The sequence below is a fragment of the Pseudomonas sp. LjRoot277 genome (genome assembly GCF_964253845.1).
Classification (GTDB): domain Bacteria; phylum Pseudomonadota; class Gammaproteobacteria; order Pseudomonadales; family Pseudomonadaceae; genus Aquipseudomonas.
Window position 1 is genome coordinate 4,119,696 of the sequence record NZ_CAXURI020000001.1, and the last position, 23,525, is coordinate 4,143,220.

Below are 23,525 nucleotides of genomic sequence, written 5' to 3' on the forward strand. Positions count from 1 at the left end.
GTGCTCATCAATCGTCACCGTCACCCCGGGCGAAATACCCCGTCAACGACTGACAGATGGACTCGGCCAGATCTTCCTGAGTGGCGATGCCATACGGTCGATTGCGATCAAACTGCTCTGACCAGCGAATGCGACCCTGAGCGACATCAATCAGACGTACCGAGGCCCGGACACGAGCCGGCTCCACCCGCACGCTGCCTTCCAGCGAATAGCTGCCCCGCCCCGTCCGCCCTTGGGCCAGTGTTTTCACGCTGCTTCGCGGCACCTTCATCAGCACATGACTGACGCGGGTTTGCGTCTGTTCAAACGACTCAAACAGCCTGCAGCTCAACTCTTCGCACAAGCCCCGGGTAAAGTCGTCGCCATCGCGGGTGATGCAGGTAAACGGCTGGAGTTGCAGAACAGGATGGCGAATAGCGATGCCTTTGAGTCTGAGTCGCTGGTACGCCAGCCGATAACAACCGGCCGGTAGGCTCAGACGCACCGGATCCTGTTGGCCAAACGTGGCGTAATGACTGGCGAGCTTGCGCCGCAACCGGCCTACCTGAACCCGCACCACCGGATCATCGCCGGTGCAGTAGACCGCCGGATCACGGCGAAACACCGCGATGCCGATGGCGTGCTCGGTAAGGGGGATATCCGGGAACTGAAGGTCGTGCTCGACCAGAAAGCGCAGCAGGCTGCCCATCCGCCTGGACTTGGCGAACAACGGGCTGGCCAATAATAGCGCGAGCACCCGCTCCACCTCTTCCCGAGCGAGAGGCTCGGGAACGATGTCTGCACTTGCATTGCCGATGGGCTTGATCACCACAGCCTGCCTCCTTGCAGGTAACCGCCTGTCGCCCGCCACCTCGATGGCCATGAACGACTCGAGCGCTGCCAGAACGTAGCGTAGCAGTTGCAATCGGATCGGGAAGATATTGCAGTGGCTGGGGGTCCTGATCATCGACGCAGGAACACTCAGTGCAAATTCGTATACCATATCTGCAATTCCATCCTAACGATCACGACCGTGGCCCTGACAAAACTCAACGCTCCCGACCTTGGCAATTCGCCTTCGACGTCGGAAATCATCACCCGTCATCTGCGTGACGCCATCGTTGCCGGGCATTTCGCCGAGGACGAGCCGATTCGCCAGGACGACATCGCCCGTCAGTTCAACGTCAGCAAGATTCCGGTGCGCGAAGCCCTCAAGCGCCTGGAGGCCGAAGGCCTGGTGATGTTCCAGCGTAATCGCGGGGCGATGGTCACCCGGGTTTCCGATGCAGAACTGGCGCAGATGTTCGAAGTGCGCATGCTGCTCGAAGACAAGGTGCTGCGCCTGGCCATTCCCAACATGACCGAAGAAACCTTCGCTCGCGCCGAACGCATCTGCCAGGAGTTCATCGGCGAAGATGACGTCGGGCGCTGGGCCGAGCTCAACTGGGAACTGCACGCTTGCCTTTACGAGCCGGCGCAACGACCGTTTCTGGTCGGTCTGATCCGCTCGGTCAACGACAAACTGGAGCGCTACCTGCGTATGCAGATGAGCCTGTCGGCCGGCAAGGAACGCGCCGATCACGAACACCGTGAAATCCTCGCGGCCTGCCGCGCCGGTGACGTGGACCTGGCGGTGAAGTTGCTCGACGAGCACATTGCTGGGGTCTGCAAGACCCTGTTCGAGCACCTGCCTCACAGCCACTAACCCTTCGCCGCACTGTGCCGATTTCGTCATCGGCACTGAATAAAACCATCAAGCCGGCAAGCCCCCGCACAGGCCACTCTTTCGTTCACTCATCTGAACGGACGTGGCCATCCCATGAAACGCATCACCGTGATCGACTCCCACACCGGCGGCGAACCGACCCGCCTGGTGACCGCCGGTTTTCCTGACCTAGGCAACGGCAGCATGGCCGAACGTCGACAGCGGCTGGCCGAACAGCATGATCAATGGCGCGCCGCTTGCGTGCTCGAACCACGGGGCAGCGATGTGCTGGTCGGCGCCCTGCTCTGTGAGCCGGTGGACCCGAGCGCCTGCGCCGGCGTGATTTTCTTCAACAACAGCGGTTACCTCGGCATGTGCGGCCACGGCACCATCGGCCTGGTGGCCTCGCTGGCGCATCTGGGCAAGATCGGCCCCGGGGTGCACAGCATCGAAACCCCGGTGGGCACGGTGCAAGCGACACTGCACGAAGACCATTCGGTCAGCGTGCGCAACGTGCCGGCCTACCGTTATCGCAAAGCGCTGTCGCTGCAGGTGCCGGGGATCGGTCAAGTGACCGGCGATGTTGCCTGGGGTGGGAACTGGTTTTTCCTGATTGCCGAGCATGGTTTGCGCATTGCCGGCGATAACCTCGATACGTTGACCGCCTACACCTACGCCGTGCAGCAAGCATTGGAGGTTCAAGGCATTCGCGGCGAAGACGGCGGCTTGATCGACCATATCGAGCTGTTCGCCGATGACGAGCAGGCCGACAGCCGCAACTTCGTCCTCTGCCCTGGCAAAGCTTACGACCGCTCGCCCTGCGGCACCGGCACCAGCGCCAAACTGGCGTGCCTGGCCGCCGACGACAAATTGCAGCCGGGACAGATCTGGCGTCAGGCCAGCGTCATCGGCAGCGAATTCGAGGGTTCCTACGAACTTCAGGGCGAACGCATCGTGCCGACCATTCGCGGCCGTGCCTTTATCAGCGCCGAAGCCAGCCTGATCATCGAACAGGACGACCCGTTCGCCTGGGGTATTCGCCCGTGAACGAGGGCCTGGCGGCCGATGTAATCGTGATCGGTGCCGGCATCATCGGCGCCGCTTGTGCCCAGGCGCTGGCGGGGCGTGGCTTGCGCGTGCTGGTGCTGGACGCCGGCCTGCCCGGCGCTACAGCGGCGGGCATGGGCCACTTGCTGGTCCTCGACGACAACCCGGCCGAACTGGCCCTCAGTCAATACTCCCTGCAACGCTGGCGCGAACTGGCACCGGCCCTGCCCGACGGCTGCGCCTACCGTTGCAATGGCACGCTCTGGCTGGCGGCCAATGCCGAAGAAATGGCCGTCGCCCACAGCAAATACCTGAATTTGCAGGCCCAAGGCGTGGCTTGCGAGTTGATCTCCAGCAGTGCCTTGCTCCAGCGCGAGCCGGAACTGCGCGAGGGCCTGGAAGGCGGACTGCTGATCAATGGCGACGGCATTCTTTATGCGCCGGCGACGGCTAATTGGATGCTCGATACACCGAACATCAGTCAACGCCGGGCGCGGGTCAGCGAAGTCGATGGCAACCGCGTGCGACTCGACGACGGCCACTGGCTGAGCGCCGAAGCGGTGATTCTGGCCAACGGCATCCAGGCCAACGAACTCTGCCCGGAGTTACCGATCGAGCCGAAGAAAGGCCACTTGCTGATTACCGACCGCTACCCCGGAAAAGTCACCCACACCCTGGTGGAACTCGGTTATGTCACCAGCGCCCACAACGCCACTGGCCCATCGACGGCGTGCAATATTCAGCCCCGGCCGACCGGACAATTGTTCATCGGTGCCTCGCGGCAATTCGGCACCACCGACCCGCAAGTCGAGGGCTGGATGCTGGCGAAAATGCTCCGGCGTGCCACCGACTACATGCCGGGCCTGGCTCAGCTCAACGGCATCCGCGCCTGGACCGGTTTTCGCGCTGCCAGCCCCGACGGCTTGCCGCTGGTAGGTCAGCACCCGCAACGCAAAGGCTTATGGCTGGCGGTCGGTCACGAGGGCCTCGGCGTGACGACCGCCCCCGGCACCGCCGACCTGCTGGTCGCGCAGCTGTTCGACGAAACGCCGCCGCTGGCCGCGCAACCGTATCTGCCGCAACGTTTTCTCGGAGAGCCCGTTTATGCCTGAATTGATGCTGGACGGACGTGCCCTGCGGGTTGCCGAGGGCACCAGCGTCGCCGCGGCACTGGCGCTGAGCGGCGATGGCTGCACGCGCACCTCGGTCAGTGGCCAACGCCGCGCACCGCTGTGCGGCATGGGCATTTGCCAGGAATGCCGGGTGACCATCGACGGTCGCCTGCGCCTGGCCTGCCAGACGCTGTGCCGTGACGGTATGCACGTGGAGACGCAAGCATGAGCGAATACGCCGACCTGCTGATCATCGGTGCCGGTCCCGCCGGCATGGCCGCCGCGCTCGCTGCGGCGCCAAGCGGTGCGCGCATCGTCCTGCTCGATGACAACCCGCTGCCGGGCGGGCAAATCTGGCGTGACGGGCCTCAGGCCAAGCTGCCGAACCCGGCGCGTCAGATGCGCGAGCGACTGGAGGCGTGCAGCAACATCCACCACCACTCCGGCACGCGGGTGATCGCCTGTGCCGGGGCGAAACAACTGCTGGTCGAAGACGCCGATAGAGGCTGGGTGATCGGTTACGACAAACTGATTCTGTGTACCGGCGCCCGCGAATTACTGCTGCCCTTCCCCGGCTGGACGCTGCCCGGCGTGACTGGTGCGGGTGGTCTCCAGGCGTTGATCAAGGGCGGGCTGCCGGTGCAGGACGAACGCATTGTGATTGCCGGCAGCGGACCGCTTTTGCTGGCCAGCGCCGCCACCGCAAAACACAACGGCGCCCGAGTGCTGCGTATCGCCGAGCAAGCCCGCGCGGCCGCCGTCGCCGGTTTCGCCGCGCAACTGCCACGCTGGCCCAACAAACTGATGCAGTCGGTCACCTTGTTCGACCGCCATTACCGTACCGGGACCTATGTACTGGCGGCCCTGGGCAATGAACGGCTGGAAGGTGTGCGCCTGCAACAGCAAGGAAAAATCGTCGAACTGGCATGTGATCGCCTGGCTTGCGGCTTCGGTCTGATTCCCAATACCCAGCTCGGCCAGGCTCTGGGCTGCGAACTCGATGGCCAAGCGATCGCCGTCGATGCCTGGCAGGCCACTCGCCGCGCCGATCACTACGCGGCGGGTGAATGCACCGGTTTCGGTGGCAGTGAACTGGCGTTGGTCGAAGGCGCCATCGCTGGCCACGCCGCCGTCGGTGACCTTGAATCGGCCCGAGCATTGTGGCCGCGTCGTGCGCGCTGGCAGGGTTTCGCCAAGGCCCTCAACAAAGCATTCACCCTCGACCCGCAACTCAAGTCGCTGGCGCAACCCGACACCCTCGTGTGCCGTTGCGAAGACGTGTCTTACGGGTTGCTTGCCGGGCACACTGACTGGCGCGAGGTCAAACTGGCCAGTCGCTGCGGCATGGGCGCCTGCCAAGGCCGGGTGTGTGGCGGCGCTTTGCAGCACCTGTTCGGTTGGCAACCTTCGGCGCCACGCCCGCCCTTCAGTCCGGCGCGGATCGAGACCTTGTTGTGCCTGGACGACACCCCGCCGGCCTGAATGCCGGCTCGGGGCTTTCGGGTCCGTCGCCGAGTCTTTATGATCCCGGGCATTGCCTCCAGACGCCCAGCGCCATGTATGCCTCGCTCACTACCTTCAAACCCTGCGACCTGCCCACTCTGCTGAGCAGTCTGCAGCCGATCGCGGCGCTGCTCGACACCCTGTCGGACGTGGTGTTTTTCATCAAGGACAGCGATGCCCGCTACGCCTTCGTCAACCAGACCCTGGCCCGGCGCTGCGGCTTCAAACACAGTGACGAACTGCTCGGGCGCACCGCCGACATGGTCTTTCCCGAGCGCTTCGGCCCGCTGTACACCGAGCAGGATCGTCGCGTGCTGTCCACCGGCCGCGAACTGGCCGACCAACTCGAACTGCACCTGTATTACGGTAACCAACCGGTCTGGTGCCTGACCCACAAACTCGCGCTGCGCGACCTGCAAGGTCAGATCGTCGGCCTGGCCGGCATCTCCCGCGACCTGCAAACGCCACAGTCCAGCCATCCGGCGTTCCAGAAACTCGCGGCGGTGGACGCGCATATCCGCAACCATTTCGCCCGGCCGATCAGCCTTGCCGAACTGACCGCGATCGCCGGGTTTTCCGTGGCGCAACTGGAGCGCCATTGCAAACGGGTGTTCCAGCTCACTCCACGGCAGATGATTCACAAGGCGCGCCTGGAAGAAGGCTCCCGACTGTTGCTGCACACCGACCTGCCCATCACCGAGATCGCCCTGCGCTGCGGTTACACCGATCACAGCGCGTTCAGCCGGCAGTTCCGCGCCTTGACCAGTCTGGCGCCGAGTCAGTATCGCGAAAGCCGTCGCTGAACCCGGGCGAGTGTTCCTTTAAGGGGCGCCCGGCGTTCCCACTGCTCCCTTCTGTAACACCGCCTGATACGGCCCGCCGAGGCGTTCTTCTCCTACACCCTGTTCCCACAATCTTGTAAGACCTTTAGCTCAAGGCTTGGCGATTAATTCTCGCCTCTGTTCGGAAACAGGCATGGTCATTGCTAATCACATATCGTATACGAAATTCACAATACGATATCCAACAGCACTTTCCGACAACGAGGCCTCTATGAAAAACCCCGCATTTGCCGTAGCCCTCAGCGCTGTTCTCAGTACTTCCTTCATCGCCACCGCCCAGGCCGACAAGCTCGACGACATTATCGGTTCGGGCAAGCTGCGCTGCGCCGTGACGCTGGACTTCCCACCCATGGGTTTCCGCGATGAAGGTAACAACCCGGCCGGTTTCGACGTGGACTACTGCCGCGACCTGGCGAAGATCCTCGGGGTCGACGCCGAAGTGGTTGAAACGCCCTTCCCCGATCGAATTCCGGCGCTGGTCTCCGGGCGCGCAGACGTGATCGTCGCGTCCACGTCCGACACCCTCGAACGGGCCAAGACTGTCGGCCTCACCGTGCCGTACTTCGCCTTCCAGATGGTGGTGCTGACCCGCGACAACACCGGCATCAACAGCTTCGCCGATATCAAAGGCAAAGCGCTGGGTAACACCAGCGGCACCTATGAAGCCATCGCCCTGGAAAAAGATGTGAAAAACTGGGGCACCGGCACCTTCCGCGCCTATCAGTCGCAGAACGACACGTTGCTGGCGGTTGCTCAGGGCCACATCGACGCCACCGTAGTCACCAACACCGTGGCCGCCGCCACGATCAAGTCGGGCAAATACAAGAACCTGAAAATCGCCGGTAACGCGCCGTACACCATCGACTACGTGTCCCTGGGCGCCAAGCGCAACGAGTATGGCCTGCTCAACTACCTCAACCTGTTCGTCAATCAGCAGGTGCGTAGCGGCCGCTACAACGAGCTGTTCACCAAATGGGTCGGCACCGAGATTTCACCCACCGACCTGACCGTGCCCAAGGTCTATTACTGAGGTGTCCGGCATGCCTAGGCCAACCTCTCTGACCGGTCGCAGCCTGGTCGCCGGCGCCGCACAAGGCGCCCTGTTGTTCGCCGATGTCGGGCTGAGTTTCTGGGGCGGGGTCGACCCGTACAGCGGCGAGGTCATCGACCGTCACCACCCGCTGAGCGGCGAACATCTGGCCGGCCGGGTACTGGCGATTCCCAGCGGCCGCGGTTCGTGCACCGGCAGCAGTGTGCTGATGGAACTGATCAGCAACGGTCATGCGCCGGCCGCACTGGTGCTGGCCGAACCCGATGAGATCCTGACCCTGGGCGTGCTTGTGGCACAGACCATTTTCGAGCGTTCCCTGCCGGTGCTCTGCATCGGCCGGGAGGCCTTCGCCGCCTTGCGCGGCAAGGCCTTTGCTCGGGTCGAAGCATCAACGGTGACCGTGTTCGAACACCTGCCGGGCGATGCCTGGCAGGCACTCGACAGTCCGTTGCAGACAGCAGAAAAAAACACCGCTATCGAACTCACCGAACACGATCAGGCGCTGCTCGACGGCGCGCATGGCAAGGCAGCCGAAGTGGCGATGCAGATCGTCCTGCGCATGGCCGAACTGCAAGGCGCCCGCCATCTGGTGGACGTCACCCAGGCACACATCGACGGCTGCATTTATACCGGGCCTGCGAGCCTGCGCTTCGCCGAACAACTGGTGCAGTGGGGAGCAAAAGTACGGGTGCCGACCACCCTCAATTCCATTTCTGTGGACCAGCGCCGTTGGCGCGAGTTGGGCATTGATCCGGCACTCGGCGTACCGGCCAGCGCCCTCGGCGATGCATACATGGCGATGGGTGCACAGCTGAGTTTCACCTGCGCGCCCTACCTGCTCGACAGCGCGCCGAAGGCCGGCGAGCAAATCGTCTGGGCCGAATCCAACGCCGTGGTCTATGCCAACAGCGTGCTCGGTGCGCGCACCCTGAAATACCCGGACTACCTGGATATCTGCATCGCCCTGACCGGCCGCGCGCCCCTGATCGGCTGCCATCTGGACGCGCAACGTAAAGCGAGACTGCAAATCGAATTACCGGTTTTGCGCGAGCTAGACGATGCCTTCTACCCGCTGCTCGGTTACCACATTGGTGCCCTGGCCGGCAGCCGGATCCCGCTGGTGCTGGGGCTGGAACACAGCAAGCCGAGCCTGGATGACCTGAAAGCTTTCGGTGCGGCTTTCGCCACCACCTCCGCCGCGCCGCTGTTCCATATCGCCGGGGTGACCCCGGAAGCACTCGACCCGACGCAGGTGCTGGAGGCGAATGCCCATGTGCCGGTGGAAAAAATCCGCCTGAAGGATTTGCTGCTCAGCTGGCGCGAGCTCAACAGTGCCCGCGACAGTCGAGTGGATGTGGTCTCGCTGGGCAACCCGCATTTCTCCCTCAGCGAATTCGCGCATCTGGCGCGGTTGTGTCGGGGTCGGCACAAACACCCCGAGGTTGTGCTCGCCATCACCTGCGGTCGTGCGGTGCTGGAGCAGGCCCGCGAGGCTGGACATATCGCGGTGATCGAAGCCTTCGGCGCGACCCTGGTCACCGACACCTGCTGGTGCATGCTCGGCGAGCCGGTGATCCCGCTGGCCGCCAAAACCTTGATGACCAACTCAGGCAAGTACGCCCATTACGCACCCGGCCTGGTGGGCCGCAAGGTGCACTTCGCCAACCTCGCCGAATGTGTCGACACCGCCTGCAGCGCCACGGCCAGCGGTCGTTTGCCGGCCTGGCTGCAATCGGCCGCCTCACTGGAGAGCCACGCGCATGTTTGATTACACCTTCCAATGGCGTGCGACCCTGCGCGCCCTGCCGGACATGCTCGCCGGCGCCTGGGTCACCTTCGAGACCGCCGCGCTGTCGATGATCTTCGGCGTGCTGATCGCCCTGGCCCTGACGGTGATGCGCGAAACCAAACAACCGCTGTTGCGCGGCATCGGCAATGGCTGGGTGTCGATCGCCCGCAACACCCCGTCGCTGTTCCAGATCTACGTCCTCTACTTCGGCCTCGGCTCGCTCGATTTGCATGTCAGCTCATGGTTCGCGTTGCTGGCCGGGATCACCTTCAACAACGCTGGTTACCTGGCGGAAAACTTTCGCGGCGGCCTCAAGGCTGTGCCGGGCACGCAAGTTCGCGCCGCGCGTTCGCTGGGCATGAGTGCCTTCCAGGCTTACCGGATGATCATCGTCCCGCAGCTGCTGCGGATCGTGTTCTACCCGTTGAGTAACCAGATGGTCTGGGCGGTGCTGATGACGTCGCTGGGGGTGATCGTCGGGCTGAACAACGACCTCACCGGCGTGACCCAGGACTACAACGTCAAGACGTTCCGCACCTTCGAATACTTCGCCATCGCAGCGGCGTTGTATTACCTGATTGCCAAGGCGATCGTCGCCGTCGCCCGGCTGATGGCCTGGCGACTGTTCCGCTACTGAGGAGGAGACCATGTTGACCACCAGTTTTTCCTGGAATGACCTGTTGTTCTTGCTTGATGGCGCCTGGGTCACTCTGAAACTCACGTTCTGGTCGATCATCCTCGGCTCTTTCGCCGGGCTGTTGTTCGGCTTGCTGCGGGCGCTGTTTCCGCGTGCGAGCCTGCCACTGGCCTGGGTGCTGGACGTGTTTCGCAGCGTGCCGTTGCTGATCCAGTTTGTGTTGTTCAACTCGCTGAAAAGCATCGTCGGTTTGAACATCAGCGCCTTCAGCGTTGGCTGCATTGTGCTGGGGGTCTACGCCGCCGCGTACTTCACCGAGATCGTGCGCAGCGGCGTGCTTTCGGTGCCGTTCACCGTGCGCCGGGCCAGTCGCTCGCTGGGCCTGAGCTTCCTGCAGGACCTGCGCTGGATCGTCCTGCCGATGGCCACGCGGGTGGCCTTTCCCGGCTGGCTGAACCTGGTCCTCAGCGTGATGAAAGACACCGCGCTGGTGATGTGGATCGGCATCGTCGAACTGCTGCGCGCCTCGCAAACCATCGTGACCCGCATTCAGGAACCGCTGCTGGTGCTGTGCATCGCGGGCCTCATCTACTACGTCATGAGCCTGGTGGTCGCTCGCCTCGGCGCTCGTCTGGAAAGAAGGTGGCAAGAAAATGATTGAGATCGACAACGTACACAAATCCTTCGGCAACCTCGAAGTGGTCAAGGGCGTCAACCTGACGGTGAACAAGGGCGAGGTGGTGTCGATCATCGGCGGCTCCGGCTCGGGCAAATCGACCCTGCTGATGTGCATCAACGGCCTGGAGCCGATTCAGAAAGGCAACATCCGGGTCGACGGTGTCGAGGTCCATCACAGCGCCACCGACCTCAACCGTCTGCGGCAGAAGATCGGCATCGTCTTCCAGCAATGGAACGCGTTCCCGCACCTGACCGTGCTGGAAAACGTGATGCTGGCGCCGCGCAAAGTGCTGGGCAAGAGCAAGGCGGAAGCCGAGGAACTGGCGGTCAAGCAACTGACCCACGTCGGCCTGGGCGACAAGCTCAAAGCGTTTCCCGGCAAACTCTCCGGCGGCCAGCAACAGCGCATGGCGATCGCCCGCGCCCTCGCCATGTCGCCGGATTACATGCTGTTCGACGAAGCCACTTCGGCCCTCGATCCGCAGTTGGTGGGCGAGGTGCTGGACACCATGCGCATGCTCGCTGAAGACGGCATGACCATGGTTCTGGTGACCCATGAAATCCGCTTTGCCCGCGATGTGTCCGACCGCGTGGCGTTCTTTCGCAATGGTTTGGTGCATGAGATCGGCTCGCCTGATCAGGTCATTGGCAACCCGGTGCATGCGGAAACTGCGGCCTTTCTGAAATCAGTGAAATAACCGATGGCCCCTTCGCGAGCAAGCCCGCTCCCACACTGTTCGCATTTCTTCTGGAAGAACTCGGTCAAATGTGGGAGCGGGCTTGCTCGCGAAGGCGCCCTAACAGACGAAACAAGGAGCAAACCATGCGCTCATCAAAAGTCATCCATGTAGTCAGCTGTCACGCCGAAGGCGAAGTCGGCGACGTGATCGTCGGCGGCGTCGCGCCACCGCCCGGGGCCACCGTGTGGGAACAGTCGCGCTGGATTGCCAAGGATCAGACCCTGCGCAACTTCGTCCTCAACGAGCCGCGCGGCGGGGTGTTCCGCCACGTCAACCTGTTGGTGCCGGCCAAGGATCCTCGGGCGCAGATGGCCTGGATCATCATGGAACCGGCCGACACTCCGCCGATGTCCGGCTCCAACTCGCTGTGCGTGGCCACCGTGTTGCTCGACAGCGGCATCCTGCCGATGACCGAACCGCAAACCCGGCTGGTGCTCGAAGCACCGGGCGGACTGATCGAAGCGGTGGCCGACTGCCGTGACGGCAAGGTCGAACGAGTGGAAATCAAGAACGTGCCCTCCTTCGCTGACCGCCTCGACGCCTGGATCGAAGTCGAAGGCGTCGGCTCATTGCAGGTCGACACCGCGTACGGCGGCGACAGTTTTGTGATCGCCGACGCCAAGCGCCTGGGCTTTTCCATTCGTCCTGATGAAGCGGCGGAGCTGGTCGAGGTCGGGCTGAAAATTACCCGCGCGGCCAATGAGCAACTGGGATTTGTCCATCCGCTGAACCCCGAGTGGTCGCACATTTCCTTCTGCCAGATCGCGGCTCCCCTCGTCTATGAAAACGGCATCGCCACCGGCGCCAACGCGGTGGTGATTCAACCCGGCAAGATCGACCGTTCACCCACCGGCACCGGCTGCTCGGCGCGCATGGCGGTGCTGCAGGCCAAGGGATTGATGCAGGTCGGTGAGCGATTTATCGGCCGCTCGATCATCGGTTCCGAGTTCCACTGCCGCATCGATTCGTTGACGGAAGTGGCGGGACGCCCGGCGATTTACCCGTGCATTTCCGGCCGGGCCTGGATCACCGGCACCCACCAGTTGCTACTCGATCCGAGCGATCCGTGGCCACAAGGCTATCGGCTCTCTGACACCTGGCCTGGGGCCTGAACACAGCCTTACAAACCCTCACCCAAAAACTCTGACAAACGGCTAGTAAAAAACCCTTCGTAACTGAAAAAAGCACTGGCCGAGTCTTTTCACATGCAATATCGTATACGAAATACAAAAAATGAACCGGAGGCAACAATGAGCAAGCGCATTAACTGGAGTGGCGTCTTCCCCGCGGTGACCACTCAATTCAACGACGACTTCACCATCAACCTGGAAAAAACCCACCAGGTGATTTCCAACGTAATCCGTGACGGCGTGTCGGGCCTGGTGGTGTGTGGTTCGGTGGGGGAAAACACCTCGCTGACCGCCGAAGAAAAAATCGCAGTGACCGAAGTCGCGGTCGACGCTTCCCGCGGCCGCGTGCCGGTCATTTGCGGTGTGGCCGAATTCACCAGCGTTCAAGCGGCCAAGGTCGCCAATGCCGTGCGCCGGGTGGGTGTCGACGGGGTCATGCTGATGCCCGCGCTGGTCTACGGTTCCAAGCCATTCGAGACCGCCGAGCACTACCGTTACGTGGCGAAAAACGCCGACGTACCACTGATGGTTTACAACAACCCGCCGATCTACAAAAACGACGTCACCCCGGACATCCTGATTGCCCTGGCCGACTGCGACAACGTGGTGTGCTTCAAGGATTCCTCTGGCGACACCCGCCGCTTCATCGACATTCGCAACGAAGTGGGTGACCGTTTTGTGCTGTTCGCCGGCCTCGATGACGTGGTACTGGAAAGCATCGCGGTGGGTGCCGAAGGCTGGGTCTCGGGCATGTCCAACGTGTTCCCGAAAGAAGGCGAAACCATCTTCCGCCTGGCCAAGGCCGGTCGCTTCGCCGAAGCCATGCCGATCTACGAATGGCTGATGCCGATCCTGCACCTCGACGCCCGTGCCGACCTGGTGCAGTGCATCAAGTTGTGCGAAGCCATTGCCGGTCGCGGCAGCGCCCTGACCCGTCCGCCACGCCTGGCCCTGCCGGAAGCCGATCGGGTTTTCGTCGAGCAGATCATGGCCAAGGCCCTGGCCAATCGTCCGGAACTGCCAGACGTCGGTCTCTGAGTGATTGCCGGGCGGGTCCCTTGCGGACCCAGCCCGGCTGCCTGTTTTTTGCGCCTCTACAGGAAACGTCAGCATGCCCAATCCTCACAACACCGCCCGCGCAACCACACCTTCGGGACTCAAGCGTGTCGTGGCCGCCGCCATGGCCGGCACCGTCGCCGAATGGTATGAATTCTTTCTCTACGGCACCGCCTCGGCACTGGTCTTCGGCCAGCTGTTCTTTCGCCAGACCGACAGCCCGATCGATGGCATCCTCGCCGCCTTCGCCCTGTATGCCGTCGGCTTCCTCGCCCGCCCATTGGGTGGCTTGGTGTTCGGTCACTACGGTGACAAGTTCGGCCGCAAACGCCTGCTGCAACTGAGCCTGGTGGTGGTCGGTATCACCACGTTCCTGATGGGCTGCCTGCCCGGTTTCGACCAGATCGGCTACGCCGCGCCCGTGTTACTGGTGTTGCTGCGGCTGATCCAGGGCTTCGCCTTCGGTGGTGAATGGGGCGGTGCGATTCTGCTGGTGTCCGAGCACTGCCCGGACAATCGTCGAGGCTTCTGGGCCAGTTGGCCGCAAGCCGGCGTACCGGCCGGTAACCTGGTGGCGACCGTCGCGTTGCTGCTGTTGTCGTCGAACCTGTCGGAGGAGCAATTCCTCGCATGGGGCTGGCGTGTAGCGTTCTGGTTCTCGGCGGTGGTGGTGCTGATCGGCTACTGGATTCGCACCAGCGTCGATGACGCGCCGATCTTCAAGGAAGCCCAGGCCCGTCAGGCGCAAAACAAGCAACAACAGCTGGGCGTGGTCGAAGTGCTGCGTCATCATTGGCGTGCAGTGCTGGTCGGTATCGGCGCGCGGTTTGCCGAGAACATTCTCTACTACACCGTCGTGACCTTCTCGATTACCTACCTGAAACTGGTGGTGCACAAGGACACTTCAGAGATTCTGTTTCTGATGTTCGGCGCGCACCTGCTGCATTTCTTCATGATCCCGCTGATGGGTTATCTGTCCGACCTGGTCGGGCGCAAACCGGTGTACCTGACGGGTGCGATCCTCACCGCGTTCTGGGGTTTCATCGGCTTCCCGATGATGGACACCGGCAACAACTGGCTGATCATCGGGGCTATCACCCTGGGCCTGGCGATCGAGTCGATGACCTACGCGCCCTACTCGGCGCTGATGGCCGAAATGTTCCCGACCCACGTGCGCTACACCGCGTTGTCCTTGTGCTACCAAGTGGCACCGATCTTCGCCGGCTCGTTGGCGCCGTTGATTGCCCTCACCCTGCTCAACAAGTACCACAGCTCGACACCGATCGCCTGGTACCTGGTCGGCGCTGCGCTGATCTCCATCGTCGCCGTCGGCCTGACCCGGGAAACCCGTGGCAAGTCGCTGCACCTGGTGGATAGCGAATCTGCTGCACGGATTGCTGCTCTGGATACCGCCGAATCCGCCATCCCGCGCCGGGGCGATTCGTTGGCTTGAGCCTGGCGATCAAATGTGGCGAGGGGGCTTGCCCCCGTTGGGTCGCGAAGCGGCCCCAAAACCAGCAATCGGTTGCGTCAGGCACTCCGCATTCGTTGAATTTGCGACCGCTGCGCGGTCGAACGGGGGCAAGCCCCCTCGCCACAGTTTTTTGTCCGACGCGCCTTTCCCTTTGCCCTCTTTCGACAGGAGTTTTTCATGCCCCACATCATCGGCCACAACTACATCGGCGGTGCGCGCAGTGCCGCCGGCAACATCACCGTGCAAAGCCATGACGCCAGCACTGGTGAAGCGCTGCCCTACTCGTTCATGCAAGCCACCGTTGAGGAAGTCGACGCCGCCGCCCAGGCAGCGGCTGCCGCCTACCCAGCCTTCCGCAACTTGCCGGCGAACCGGCGCGCGGAGTTTCTCGAGGCCATCGCCGCGCAACTGGATGCGCTGGACGATGAGTTCATTGCCCTGGTAACCCGCGAAACGGCGCTGCCAATCGGGCGTATTCAGGGTGAGCGCGGTCGTACCAGCGGCCAGATGCGCCTGTTCGCTCAGGTCCTGCGCCGTGGCGATTTCTATGGCGCGCGCATCGACCGCGCCTTGCCTGAGCGTCAGCCACTGCCACGGGTGGATCTGCGTCAGTACCGGATCGGCGTCGGCCCGGTCGCGGTGTTCGGTGCGAGCAATTTCCCGCTGGCGTTCTCCACTGCCGGTGGCGACACCGCTGCCGCCCTGGCCGCCGGTTGCCCGGTGGTGTTCAAGGCCCACAGCGGGCATATGGCGACTGCCGAGCTCGTGGCCGATGCGATCATCCGCGCCGCCGAGCAAACCAGCATGCCCAAAGGCGTGTTCAACATGATCTACGGCGCGGGTGTCGGCGAAGCACTGGTCAAGCATCCCGCGATCCAGGCGGTGGGCTTCACCGGTTCGCTCAAAGGCGGTCGCGCCCTCTGCGACATGGCCGCCGCACGGCCGCAGCCAATTCCTGTGTTCGCCGAAATGAGCAGCATCAATCCGGTGCTGGTACTGCCCGAAGCCCTGCAATTGCGGGGCGATAAAATCGCCGGTGAACTCGCCGCGTCAGTGGTGCTCGGCTGCGGCCAGTTCTGCACCAACCCCGGATTGGTGATCGGTATTCACTCCCCCGAGTTCAGCGCATTTGTTGAATCGCTCAGCGCGATCATGGCCGACCAGCCGGGGCAAACCATGCTCAACGCCGGCACGTTAACCAGCTACGCCAAGGGCGTGCAGGCGCTGCACGCGCATCCGCACATCAACCACTTGGCTGGTCGCGAACAACAGGGCAAGCAGGCCCAGCCGCAGTTGTTCAAGGCCGACGTCAGCCTGCTGCTCAACGGCGACCCGCTGCTGCAGGAAGAAGTGTTCGGCCCCGCCACGGTGCTGGTGGAAGTGGCCGACAAGGCCGAACTGCAACGGGCGTTGCAGAGTTTGCACGGTCAACTTACGGCCACGCTGATTGCCGAAGCCGGTGACCTGCAAACCCATAGCGAACTGCTGCCGCTGCTCGAGCAGAAAGTCGGACGGGTACTGTTCAACGGCTACCCGACCGGCGTCGAAGTCTGCGATGCGATGGTGCATGGCGGGCCCTACCCGGCCACCTCCGATGCCCGTGGCACCTCGGTCGGCAGCCTGGCCATCGAGCGTTTCCTGCGCCCGGTGTGCTACCAGAACTGCCCGGATGCGCTCCTGCCCGAGGCGCTGAAAAACGCCAATCCGCTAGGCATCGCCCGTCTGGTCGATGGCAACAGCCACCGCGAACCACTGTAAAACCAAACGGGCGCCACTGGCGCCCGTTTCTCATCAATCCAGCAGTGCCTTCAAGTCGTTGTACAAGGCTTCGGGAATCTGCACACCCTCCACCAAACTGCGTGCTCGCGCCTCGTAACGCCGTTGCGACGGCAAGCGCGCGCCCTGCCCTTGTATGCTCTGGAACATGACTTCGGCACGGGCCAGGTGCTGCTCGGTGGCCTCGCCGAGAAAGCGCCGCGGATCGAGGGCGATGATCAGCTCGCCGTGGTACGGCGATGACTTGCTGCCCGCGTCGTACGCCAGCGATTCCGCACTGGTCAGGTCACCAATCAACGGCCCGGCGATCAACTCCACCATGGCGGCCAGCGCCGAGCCCTTGTGCCCGCCGAACGTCAGCATCGCGCCGGCATCGAGCACCACGTTCGCATCGGTACTCGGCTGCCCGTCTGCATCGACGCCCCAGCCTTCGGGAATCGCTTTGCCGGCGCGTCGATGCAACTCGATCTCGCCACGGGCAATCGCACTGGTGGCGAAGTCGAACACAAACGGATCCTTGCCCGAACGCGGCCAGCCAAACGCAATGGGATTGGTACCAAACACCGGTTGACTGCCTCCCGCCGGCGCGACCCAGGCATGGCTGGGATTACACGCCAGCGCCACCAGGCCGGCAGCGGTCAGTTGCTCGATCTCGACCCACAGGGCGGAAAAATGCACACAGCGATTGATCGCCAGCGCCGCAATCCCGTTTGCCCGGGTTTTCTCCTCCAGCAATGGCAGACCCGCCTGAAACGCCAACTGGGAAAAACCACCCGCCGCATCGACCCGCACGATCGAAGGGGCCTGGTCGATCACCCGTGGCTCGGCATCGGCCATTACCTTTCCGGCCCTAAGCGAATTTACGCACCCCAATACCCGATACAAACCGTGGGAGGCGCAGCCATCGCGCTCCCCGGCAATCACCGTGGCGGCCACCGCCTGAGCGTGGGCAAGGTTGAAACCGTTGTGCAGCAAGATCGATTCGGCCAGCTCGCGAGCTTCGGCCAGGGACAGTCGTTTCATCATCAACTCCTTGGACAGACCGCCCAGACTGGCCCATTCCCGACGCCACGGCTTGATCGCTTTAGACCCGGTCGACGACGAATTCGGCATATCCCGGCAGCCCGGCCATTCGTCGGCTGGACGCCACACCACCCCTTGACACCGATTGAGCTCTGCGCGAGTATTATTTAAATCGCATACGATACAAACGTATACGACAGACAAGCACCACCTATTGAAACGTTGAGGATTCATTCCATGAGCAAGATCGAAAAAGTACTGGTCACCGGCAAAACCCACACCACGTTCAGCGACGCGACCCGTGCCCACGGCAACCTCGACATCGAGCTGTCGTCGCCAGGTAACGCGAAACCGGCCCACGTGTTCGCAGCTACCCAACCGCACCCGACGGCCGAGCAACTGTTCGCCGGCGCATGGTCGGCCTGCTACATCTCCGCCATCGAACACATAGCCAAGGCGAAAAAAGTGATGCTGCCGGCCGATGTGTCCGTCGACATCGAGGTCGATCTGGGCCAGACCGGTCAGGCTTACTTCCTTCAGGCTCGATTCTTTGTCCGCTTGCCGGGCGTGGCACACGACGTCGCAACGGCACTGGCGCACGCCGCACACGAACTCTGCCCGTACTCGAAAGCGACGCTGGGCAACATCGACGTGGCGGTGAACGTCTTGACGGCGTGAAGATCGTTTTAATCCATCAAATATGTCGCATACGATATAAGCGCATACGAAAACAGTAACAACTCAGGAAATCATCATGAGCAAGATCGAAAAAGTACTGGCCACCGGCAAAACCCACACCACCGTCAGCAACACCTCGCGCGGCCATGACGGCAGCCTCGACATCACCCTGTCGACGCCTGGCAACGCCAAGCCAGCCCACGTGTTCGCCGCCACCCAGCCGCACCCGACCGCCGAGCAACTGTTCGCCGGCGCATGGTCGGCCTGCTACACCGCCGCCGTCGGCTTGGTGGCAGGAGAAATGAACGTGGTGCTGCCGTCGGATCTGTCCGTCGACATCGAAGTCGATCTGGGTCAGACCGGTCCGGCCTACTTCCTTCAGGCTCGATTGACCCTGCGCGTACCGGGTTTGTCGAACGATGTTGCGACCACACTGGCGCACACCGCCGATCAAATCTGCCCGTACTCGAAAGCGACGCGGGGTAACATTGACGTGGCCCTGAACGTCCTCACGGCTTGACGCACCGCGCGGCGTTGCTGTCGATCGGCATTGTCGATACACCATATATATCGTATGCGCTTTAAGCGCATACGAATCACAACCCCAACAAAATGATGAGGACTCATCCATGAACAAGATCGAAAAAGTCCTAGCCACAGGCAAAACCCACACGACGTTCAGCGACGGTGACAACTCTTCCCGCGGCCTCGCCATCGAGCTCTCGTCGCCTGGAAACCCTAGACTGGCACACGAGTTCGCAGCCATTGTGCCGCACCCAACGGCAGAGCAGTTTTTCGCCGGCGCATGGTCGGCCTGCTACACCGCTGCCGTCGAACTGGCGGCGAAAAATATGAAGGTGACGCTGCCGCCCAATCTGGCCGTTGATATTGAGGTCGATCTGGGCCAGACCGGTCCGGCCTACTTCCTCCAGGCCCGGCTGACTCTTCGCGTGCCAGGCTTGACGCAAGACGTCGCGACGGAGCTGGCGCACGCCGCAGACCAAATCTGCCCGTACTCGAAGGCGACGCGCGGCAATATCGACGTGGTCATCAACGCCCTGACAGCGTGATGCACCGTACGACCGGTTCGACTTTCGCCGTCGAACCGGTCGCCACCGTCAGTTAGAGTCGTTCCGACACAATCGCATACGAGGTATATTTCGCTTTTTGCGAGCCATCCGTCTTTGGCCAACGAGGATGCACATGAAACCCATCGACAACGCCGTCCCCGACAACCTGAAGCTCTCCGAATTCCTGTGTTTTGCGGTCTATTCCACCAACCTGGCCTTCGGCAAGGCTTACAAGCCGATACTCGAGCAGCTTGGGCTGACCTATACGCAATACATCACCATCGTCGCGCTGTGGGAGGAAGACGATCAGACCGTCGGCAGCCTGGGCGAGAAGCTGTTTCTGGAATCGAACACCCTGACCCCGATCCTGAAGAAACTGGAAGCGATGGGCTTTTTGCAAAGGCAGCGCGATCCAGAGGACGAGCGCCAGGTGCGGATCAGCCTGACGAAGAACGGTCGACAGCTGCGCGAAAGCCAACCGGAAATGGGCCTCGCCGACGCAACGGGCCTGACGCTCGACGAGTTCACGATCCTGCAGAAGGCGATCGTGAAGTTGCGTGGCAATCTGATCAAGTCGACGAAAGCCGGGGAATGAGCCGGCACACCGATCTGGACATTCTCAAGCGTGAACTAGCGCACAGCCTCATCCCGCACCACTCCGCGCTCCTCGAGCAAGCGCACAAACATGGTCAGGCTTTGCGACACCGTCCCCCGGCGCCACACCAGCCAGGTGCGCAAATAGCGGAACGATTCCGATAGCGGCCAGATGCTCACCGTGGTGCATCCGGGCATGCTGTTGAGCATGCTGCGGGGCATCAGCGCCAGGCCTGCACCGGCGCTGACGCACGCCAGCATGCCGTGATAGGACTCCATTTCGAAAATCTTGCCGGGCACCGCCGCGTCCTTGGCGAACCAGCTTTCGAAGTGATGGCGGTAGGAACAATTGGAGCGGAAGGCATAGATGTTTTCGCCATTAACATCCCGCGCACGATGGATGGGGGAATGGTTGAGCGGTGCGATCACCACCATTTCTTCCTCAAACGCCGGCACGCCTTCCAGTGCCGGGTGCAGCACCGGTCCATCGACAAACGCTGCCGCCAGTCGGCCAGACAACACCCCGTCGATCATGGTCCCCGAAGGTCCGGTGGACAGATCCAGTTCGACCTTGGCGTGCTTCTGGTTATACGCCGCCAGCAGCTCAGGGATGCGCACTGCAGCGGTGCTCTCCAGCGACCCCAGGGGAAACGATCCCTGCGGTTCTTCGCCCGCCACCGTCGCGCGAGCCTCCTGGACCAGGTCGAGAATGCGCCGGGCATAGTCAAGGAAACTCCAGCCGGCCGGCGACAAGCGCAAGCGGCTCTTCTCGCGGATAAACAGGTCCACGCCCAGATCCAGCTCCAGCTGCTTGATCCGCGTCGTCAGGTTCGACGGCACCCGGTGGATGTGCTGAGCCGCCGCGCTGATGCTGCCGTGTTCGGCGACGGCTTTGAAAATTTCCAGCTGAACCAGATCCAAGGCATTCTCCAAACGTGAACGATATGCTCAGTATTATTCAGTTTCCAGAAAACAAACGCCACCGTAACCTGAGCGCATCCCCACCTCGCAGGACGGTGCCATGACTCAAGTTTCCAGCCTCACCCATGCCATTTCGATCAACCCCGCCAATGGCGAGCAGATCGGCCACTACCCTTTCGAATCCGCATCGGCACTGGATGACGCCTTGTCCCGCGCCGCTGCCGGGTTCCGCGCCTGGCGCAGCAAACCGGTTGATCAACGTTCGCAGTTGTTGATCGCCCTGGCGCAGGCATTGCGCAACAACGCCGCCGCGATGGCGAACATGATCACCCTGGAAATGGGCAAGCCAATCACTCAGGCGCGCGGCGAAATCGAAAAGTGCGCGCAGCTCTGCGAATGGTACGCCGAACACGGCCCGGCGATGCTGAGCGCTGAGCCGACGCTGGTTGAAGGTGGAAAAGCGCGCATTGAGTATCGCCCGCTCGGCCCGATTCTCGCGGTGATGCCGTGGAACTTCCCGATCTGGCAGGTCCTGCGCGGCGCCGTTCCAGCATTGATCGCCGGCAACACCTACGTACTCAAACATGCTCCGAACGTGATGGGCAGCGCCTATCTGTTGCGGGAAGCCTTCAAGCAAGCCGACTTCCCTGAAGGCGTGTTCGAGGTCATCAACGTCACGCCCGACGGCGTCTCCACCGCGATCGCCGATCCCCGCATCGCGGCGGTGACCCTCACTGGCAGCGTGCGAGCCGGCATCGCCATCGGCGCTCAAGCCGGCGCGGCGCTGAAGAAGTGTGTACTGGAACTGGGCGGCTCCGATCCGTTCATCGTGCTCAACGATGCCGACCTCGACGAAGCGGTCAAAGCCGCCGTGATTGGCCGTTACCAAAACACCGGGCAAGTCTGCGCGGCCGCCAAACGCTTGATCGTCGAGCGAGGCATCGTCGAGGAATTCACGCGCAAGTTCGTCGAAGCCACGCAAAAACTGGTGGTCGGCGATCCACTGGCCGCCAACACCTACATCGGCCCCATGGCCCGCTTTGATCTGCGTGATGAACTGGATCAACAGGTGCGCGACACCCTGGAAGAAGGCGCGACGTTGTTGATGGGCGGCAAGAAGGCTGAAGGCGCCGGCAATTTTTACGAGCCCACGGTCTTCGGTGATGTCACCGACCAGATGACCTCGTTCAAACAGGAACTGTTTGGCCCGGTGGCCTCGATCATCACGGCGCGCGATGCAGCCCATGCACTGGCACTGGCGAATGACAGTGAGTTCGGCCTGGCCTCAACCATTTACACACGCAACGTCGAGCTTGCCGAGCAGATGGCCGGTGAGCTGGAAACCGGTGGCGTGTTTATCAATGGCTATTGCGCCTCCGACCCACGCGTCACCTTCGGCGGCGTGAAGAAAAGCGGGTTTGGCCGTGAACTCTCGCATTTCGGTGTGCGTGAATTCTGCAATGCCCAGACGGTGTGGCTGGATCGGCACTGATCGCATAACGATGCCCGGGAGCTTTTGGCTCCCGGGCTCACGCGCTATTCGTTCAAGTAATACAGCTTGTTCACAATCATCCAGCGGTAATTGATGTTCAGTAGCGACAGATAATCGGTAAATCGCATGCCGAGATAATCATCAGTGACTTTTACCGCGGCGGCATCACCCGTGACATCGATGCTGAGCACTTCCCAAAACGGTTTGACCTCTTTGGCTGCCGGCCCCTCGGCCTTGATCGCGCTGATAAATTCCTCCAGGGATGCCCATTCAAGCTTTTCTTCGTAATGGCCAATGATGCGGCAAGAAGGATGAAAGGCCTGTCGCAGCAAGGCTTCATCGGCGAACACCATGCCTTCTACATAATTGCGGACCACCACGTTGATGTGTTCTTTAGCCAGCAGTTGAGTCGTCATGTCGTACCTCCAGCGTTCTCACCATCGCACCGCCGGATCAGGTTGATCGGTCGTCCATCCCACCCTGAAAGTCTAGCACCGCGCGCTTAACCGTCCTGGACGGCCACTATGATGAGGGGGGTCACCTGCCTTTCGAGGAGCTGAGAGATGTCGCTGACTCTTTATTACCATCCGCTGTCGTCGTTCTGCCACAAAGTGCTCATCGCGCTCTACGAAAACGTTGTCGAATTCGAGAAGCGGATCATCGATCTCGCCAACGATGCAGACAGAGCAGAGCTGCAAGCGCTGTGGCCGCTCGGCAAGTTCCCGGTCATCCGCGACCACGCTCGCCAGCGCAACGTGGCGGAGACCACGATCATCATCGAATACCTGGACCAATTTTATCCAGGTGAACATCCGCTCGTTCCCAACGATTGGGACGCCGCGCTGGAGGTCCGTCTGTGGGACCGTGTGTGCGACCACTATCTACAGACGCCGCTGCAACAGATTGTGTTGGATCGCCTGCTCGGCGCTCACGGCGATTTGACCAGAGAACGTTCCACACTGCAGACGGCGTACGGCATGCTCGACCGCCAGTTGGCCTCCAGAATCTGGTTGGCCAGTGCAGATTTCAGCCTGGCCGATTGCGCCGCCGCCCCGGCCCTGTTTTATGCCAGTACGCTTGAGCCGTTTCCCGACAACTACGGTCACTTGAAAGCCTATTTCGACAGGCTGATGAACAGACCGTCCGTCCAGCGGGTCATCGACGAAGCCAGACCCTACTTCTCGATGTATCCGTTTGCCGAAGCCATCCCGGAGCGGTTTCGCTAGCG

General features: G+C 62.1%; 25 protein-coding genes. 21 read left to right on the forward strand and 4 right to left on the reverse strand.

Annotated features, from left to right (window positions below; translation table 11 throughout):
- Positions 1 to 7 precede the first annotated feature (7 nt).
- Complete coding sequence (locus ACSQ87_RS19340; protein ID WP_436275104.1) at positions 8 to 811, reverse strand: hypothetical protein; 804 nt, start codon at positions 809 to 811, stop codon at positions 8 to 10.
- Positions 812 to 1,012: 201 nt separating this feature from the next.
- On the opposite strand from ACSQ87_RS19340, the gene ACSQ87_RS19345 reads away from it, so the two are divergent.
- From ACSQ87_RS19345 to ACSQ87_RS19415, 15 genes are all read left to right on the forward strand, one after another.
- Positions 1,013 to 1,684 (forward strand): GntR family transcriptional regulator, encoded by a 672-nt coding sequence (locus ACSQ87_RS19345; protein ID WP_185049412.1) that lies wholly within the window; start codon positions 1,013 to 1,015, stop codon positions 1,682 to 1,684.
- Between the two features lie 114 nt (positions 1,685 to 1,798).
- Positions 1,799 to 2,731, forward strand: coding sequence for a 4-hydroxyproline epimerase (locus tag ACSQ87_RS19350; RefSeq protein ID WP_436274130.1), 933 nt, complete (start codon positions 1,799 to 1,801; stop codon positions 2,729 to 2,731).
- On the forward strand, positions 2,728 to 3,843 hold the full coding sequence (locus ACSQ87_RS19355; RefSeq protein ID WP_436274131.1) for an NAD(P)/FAD-dependent oxidoreductase: 1,116 nt from the start codon (positions 2,728 to 2,730) through the stop codon (positions 3,841 to 3,843). The genes ACSQ87_RS19350 and ACSQ87_RS19355 overlap by 4 nt, the downstream gene beginning before the upstream one ends.
- Complete coding sequence (locus ACSQ87_RS19360; RefSeq protein ID WP_436274132.1) at positions 3,836 to 4,072, forward strand: (2Fe-2S)-binding protein; 237 nt, start codon at positions 3,836 to 3,838, stop codon at positions 4,070 to 4,072. Before ACSQ87_RS19355 ends, ACSQ87_RS19360 begins: the two co-directional genes overlap by 8 nt.
- Positions 4,069 to 5,325, forward strand: a complete 1,257-nt coding sequence (locus ACSQ87_RS19365) for an FAD-dependent oxidoreductase (protein ID WP_436274133.1) — start codon at positions 4,069 to 4,071, stop codon at positions 5,323 to 5,325. The genes ACSQ87_RS19360 and ACSQ87_RS19365 overlap by 4 nt, the downstream gene beginning before the upstream one ends.
- A 74-nt stretch (positions 5,326 to 5,399) precedes the next feature.
- Positions 5,400 to 6,149: an AraC family transcriptional regulator gene (locus tag ACSQ87_RS19370; RefSeq protein WP_223431432.1), complete on the forward strand. Its 750-nt coding sequence runs from the start codon at positions 5,400 to 5,402 to the stop codon at positions 6,147 to 6,149.
- Between the two features lie 250 nt (positions 6,150 to 6,399).
- Entirely contained in the window at positions 6,400 to 7,218 is an 819-nt protein-coding gene (locus ACSQ87_RS19375; RefSeq protein WP_008157204.1) for an ABC transporter substrate-binding protein, read from the forward strand.
- A gap of 10 nt (positions 7,219 to 7,228) precedes the next feature.
- Positions 7,229 to 9,007: a cis-3-hydroxy-L-proline dehydratase gene (gene lhpI / locus ACSQ87_RS19380; RefSeq protein WP_436274134.1), complete on the forward strand. Its 1,779-nt coding sequence runs from the start codon at positions 7,229 to 7,231 to the stop codon at positions 9,005 to 9,007.
- Positions 9,000 to 9,665: an amino acid ABC transporter permease gene (locus ACSQ87_RS19385; RefSeq protein ID WP_008157202.1), complete on the forward strand. Its 666-nt coding sequence runs from the start codon at positions 9,000 to 9,002 to the stop codon at positions 9,663 to 9,665. Before lhpI ends, ACSQ87_RS19385 begins: the two co-directional genes overlap by 8 nt.
- Before the next feature lie 10 nt (positions 9,666 to 9,675).
- Positions 9,676 to 10,326: an amino acid ABC transporter permease gene (locus ACSQ87_RS19390; RefSeq protein ID WP_056745275.1), complete on the forward strand. Its 651-nt coding sequence runs from the start codon at positions 9,676 to 9,678 to the stop codon at positions 10,324 to 10,326.
- Positions 10,319 to 11,041, forward strand: coding sequence for an amino acid ABC transporter ATP-binding protein (locus ACSQ87_RS19395; protein ID WP_008157200.1), 723 nt, complete (start codon positions 10,319 to 10,321; stop codon positions 11,039 to 11,041). The genes ACSQ87_RS19390 and ACSQ87_RS19395 overlap by 8 nt, the downstream gene beginning before the upstream one ends.
- A 125-nt stretch (positions 11,042 to 11,166) precedes the next feature.
- Positions 11,167 to 12,195, forward strand: a complete 1,029-nt coding sequence (locus ACSQ87_RS19400; RefSeq protein WP_076030925.1) for a trans-3-hydroxy-L-proline dehydratase — start codon at positions 11,167 to 11,169, stop codon at positions 12,193 to 12,195.
- 138 nt (positions 12,196 to 12,333) lie between these two features.
- A complete protein-coding gene (locus ACSQ87_RS19405; protein WP_223431430.1) occupies positions 12,334 to 13,251 on the forward strand; it encodes a dihydrodipicolinate synthase family protein in 918 nt (305 codons plus the stop codon).
- Positions 13,252 to 13,324: 73 nt separating this feature from the next.
- Complete coding sequence (gene abaF / locus ACSQ87_RS19410) at positions 13,325 to 14,722, forward strand: fosfomycin efflux MFS transporter AbaF (protein ID WP_223431429.1); 1,398 nt, start codon at positions 13,325 to 13,327, stop codon at positions 14,720 to 14,722.
- 198 nt (positions 14,723 to 14,920) lie between these two features.
- Positions 14,921 to 16,501, forward strand: a complete 1,581-nt coding sequence (locus ACSQ87_RS19415; protein WP_436274135.1) for an aldehyde dehydrogenase (NADP(+)) — start codon at positions 14,921 to 14,923, stop codon at positions 16,499 to 16,501.
- 33 nt (positions 16,502 to 16,534) lie between these two features.
- Here ACSQ87_RS19415 and ACSQ87_RS19420 read toward each other — a convergent pair whose 3' ends face one another.
- The gene (locus ACSQ87_RS19420; RefSeq protein WP_223431427.1) at positions 16,535 to 17,542 is read right to left on the reverse strand and encodes an Ldh family oxidoreductase; all 1,008 of its coding nucleotides are present in this window, start codon (positions 17,540 to 17,542) and stop codon (positions 16,535 to 16,537) included.
- A 237-nt stretch (positions 17,543 to 17,779) separates the two neighbouring features.
- On the opposite strand from ACSQ87_RS19420, the gene ACSQ87_RS19425 reads away from it, so the two are divergent.
- From ACSQ87_RS19425 to ACSQ87_RS19440, 4 genes are all read left to right on the forward strand, one after another.
- A complete protein-coding gene (locus tag ACSQ87_RS19425; protein WP_223431426.1) occupies positions 17,780 to 18,220 on the forward strand; it encodes an Ohr family peroxiredoxin in 441 nt (146 codons plus the stop codon).
- Positions 18,221 to 18,296: 76 nt separating this feature from the next.
- A complete protein-coding gene (locus tag ACSQ87_RS19430; protein WP_223431425.1) occupies positions 18,297 to 18,740 on the forward strand; it encodes an Ohr family peroxiredoxin in 444 nt (147 codons plus the stop codon).
- 109 nt (positions 18,741 to 18,849) lie between these two features.
- Positions 18,850 to 19,290 carry an Ohr family peroxiredoxin gene (locus tag ACSQ87_RS19435; protein WP_150657331.1) on the forward strand — a complete coding sequence of 147 codons (441 nt, stop codon included), beginning with the start codon at positions 18,850 to 18,852 and terminating at the stop codon, positions 19,288 to 19,290.
- A gap of 133 nt (positions 19,291 to 19,423) precedes the next feature.
- Positions 19,424 to 19,885 (forward strand): MarR family winged helix-turn-helix transcriptional regulator, encoded by a 462-nt coding sequence (locus tag ACSQ87_RS19440; protein WP_436274136.1) that lies wholly within the window; start codon positions 19,424 to 19,426, stop codon positions 19,883 to 19,885.
- A 35-nt stretch (positions 19,886 to 19,920) separates the two neighbouring features.
- Here the strand turns inward: ACSQ87_RS19440 and ptrR are convergent, their stop codons facing one another.
- Positions 19,921 to 20,805, reverse strand: coding sequence for a putrescine utilization regulator PtrR (gene ptrR, locus ACSQ87_RS19445; RefSeq protein ID WP_046055497.1), 885 nt, complete (start codon positions 20,803 to 20,805; stop codon positions 19,921 to 19,923).
- Positions 20,806 to 20,905: 100 nt separating this feature from the next.
- Here ptrR and ACSQ87_RS19450 point away from each other — a divergent pair, with 100 nt between their 5' ends.
- Positions 20,906 to 22,297 (forward strand): aldehyde dehydrogenase family protein, encoded by a 1,392-nt coding sequence (locus ACSQ87_RS19450; protein ID WP_436274137.1) that lies wholly within the window; start codon positions 20,906 to 20,908, stop codon positions 22,295 to 22,297.
- Between the two features lie 44 nt (positions 22,298 to 22,341).
- Here the strand turns inward: ACSQ87_RS19450 and ACSQ87_RS19455 are convergent, their stop codons facing one another.
- Positions 22,342 to 22,713, reverse strand: a complete 372-nt coding sequence (locus tag ACSQ87_RS19455) for a nuclear transport factor 2 family protein (protein ID WP_056745311.1) — start codon at positions 22,711 to 22,713, stop codon at positions 22,342 to 22,344.
- A 147-nt stretch (positions 22,714 to 22,860) separates the two neighbouring features.
- Here ACSQ87_RS19455 and ACSQ87_RS19460 point away from each other — a divergent pair, with 147 nt between their 5' ends.
- Positions 22,861 to 23,523 (forward strand): glutathione S-transferase family protein, encoded by a 663-nt coding sequence (locus ACSQ87_RS19460; protein ID WP_436274138.1) that lies wholly within the window; start codon positions 22,861 to 22,863, stop codon positions 23,521 to 23,523.
- The last annotated feature ends 2 nt before the right edge of the window (positions 23,524 to 23,525 follow it).

Coding starts and splice junctions, on each gene's coding strand:
- ACSQ87_RS19350 (WP_436274130.1), top strand. CDS start 1,799: ATGAAACGCATCACCGTGATCGACTCCCACACCGGCGGCGAACCGACC.
- ACSQ87_RS19360 (WP_436274132.1), top strand. CDS start 3,836: ATGCCTGAATTGATGCTGGACGGACGTGCCCTGCGGGTTGCCGAGGGC.
- ACSQ87_RS19365 (WP_436274133.1), top strand. CDS start 4,069: ATGAGCGAATACGCCGACCTGCTGATCATCGGTGCCGGTCCCGCCGGC.
- ACSQ87_RS19370 (WP_223431432.1), top strand. CDS start 5,400: ATGTATGCCTCGCTCACTACCTTCAAACCCTGCGACCTGCCCACTCTG.
- ACSQ87_RS19375 (WP_008157204.1), top strand. CDS start 6,400: ATGAAAAACCCCGCATTTGCCGTAGCCCTCAGCGCTGTTCTCAGTACT.
- lhpI (WP_436274134.1), top strand. CDS start 7,229: ATGCCTAGGCCAACCTCTCTGACCGGTCGCAGCCTGGTCGCCGGCGCC.
- ACSQ87_RS19385 (WP_008157202.1), top strand. CDS start 9,000: ATGTTTGATTACACCTTCCAATGGCGTGCGACCCTGCGCGCCCTGCCG.
- ACSQ87_RS19390 (WP_056745275.1), top strand. CDS start 9,676: ATGTTGACCACCAGTTTTTCCTGGAATGACCTGTTGTTCTTGCTTGAT.
- ACSQ87_RS19395 (WP_008157200.1), top strand. CDS start 10,319: ATGATTGAGATCGACAACGTACACAAATCCTTCGGCAACCTCGAAGTG.
- ACSQ87_RS19400 (WP_076030925.1), top strand. CDS start 11,167: ATGCGCTCATCAAAAGTCATCCATGTAGTCAGCTGTCACGCCGAAGGC.
- ACSQ87_RS19405 (WP_223431430.1), top strand. CDS start 12,334: ATGAGCAAGCGCATTAACTGGAGTGGCGTCTTCCCCGCGGTGACCACT.
- abaF (WP_223431429.1), top strand. CDS start 13,325: ATGCCCAATCCTCACAACACCGCCCGCGCAACCACACCTTCGGGACTC.
- ACSQ87_RS19415 (WP_436274135.1), top strand. CDS start 14,921: ATGCCCCACATCATCGGCCACAACTACATCGGCGGTGCGCGCAGTGCC.
- ACSQ87_RS19420 (WP_223431427.1), bottom strand. CDS start 17,542: ATGAAACGACTGTCCCTGGCCGAAGCTCGCGAGCTGGCCGAATCGATC.
- ACSQ87_RS19425 (WP_223431426.1), top strand. CDS start 17,780: ATGAGCAAGATCGAAAAAGTACTGGTCACCGGCAAAACCCACACCACG.
- ACSQ87_RS19430 (WP_223431425.1), top strand. CDS start 18,297: ATGAGCAAGATCGAAAAAGTACTGGCCACCGGCAAAACCCACACCACC.
- ACSQ87_RS19435 (WP_150657331.1), top strand. CDS start 18,850: ATGAACAAGATCGAAAAAGTCCTAGCCACAGGCAAAACCCACACGACG.
- ACSQ87_RS19440 (WP_436274136.1), top strand. CDS start 19,424: ATGAAACCCATCGACAACGCCGTCCCCGACAACCTGAAGCTCTCCGAA.
- ACSQ87_RS19450 (WP_436274137.1), top strand. CDS start 20,906: ATGACTCAAGTTTCCAGCCTCACCCATGCCATTTCGATCAACCCCGCC.
- ACSQ87_RS19455 (WP_056745311.1), bottom strand. CDS start 22,713: ATGACGACTCAACTGCTGGCTAAAGAACACATCAACGTGGTGGTCCGC.
- ACSQ87_RS19460 (WP_436274138.1), top strand. CDS start 22,861: ATGTCGCTGACTCTTTATTACCATCCGCTGTCGTCGTTCTGCCACAAA.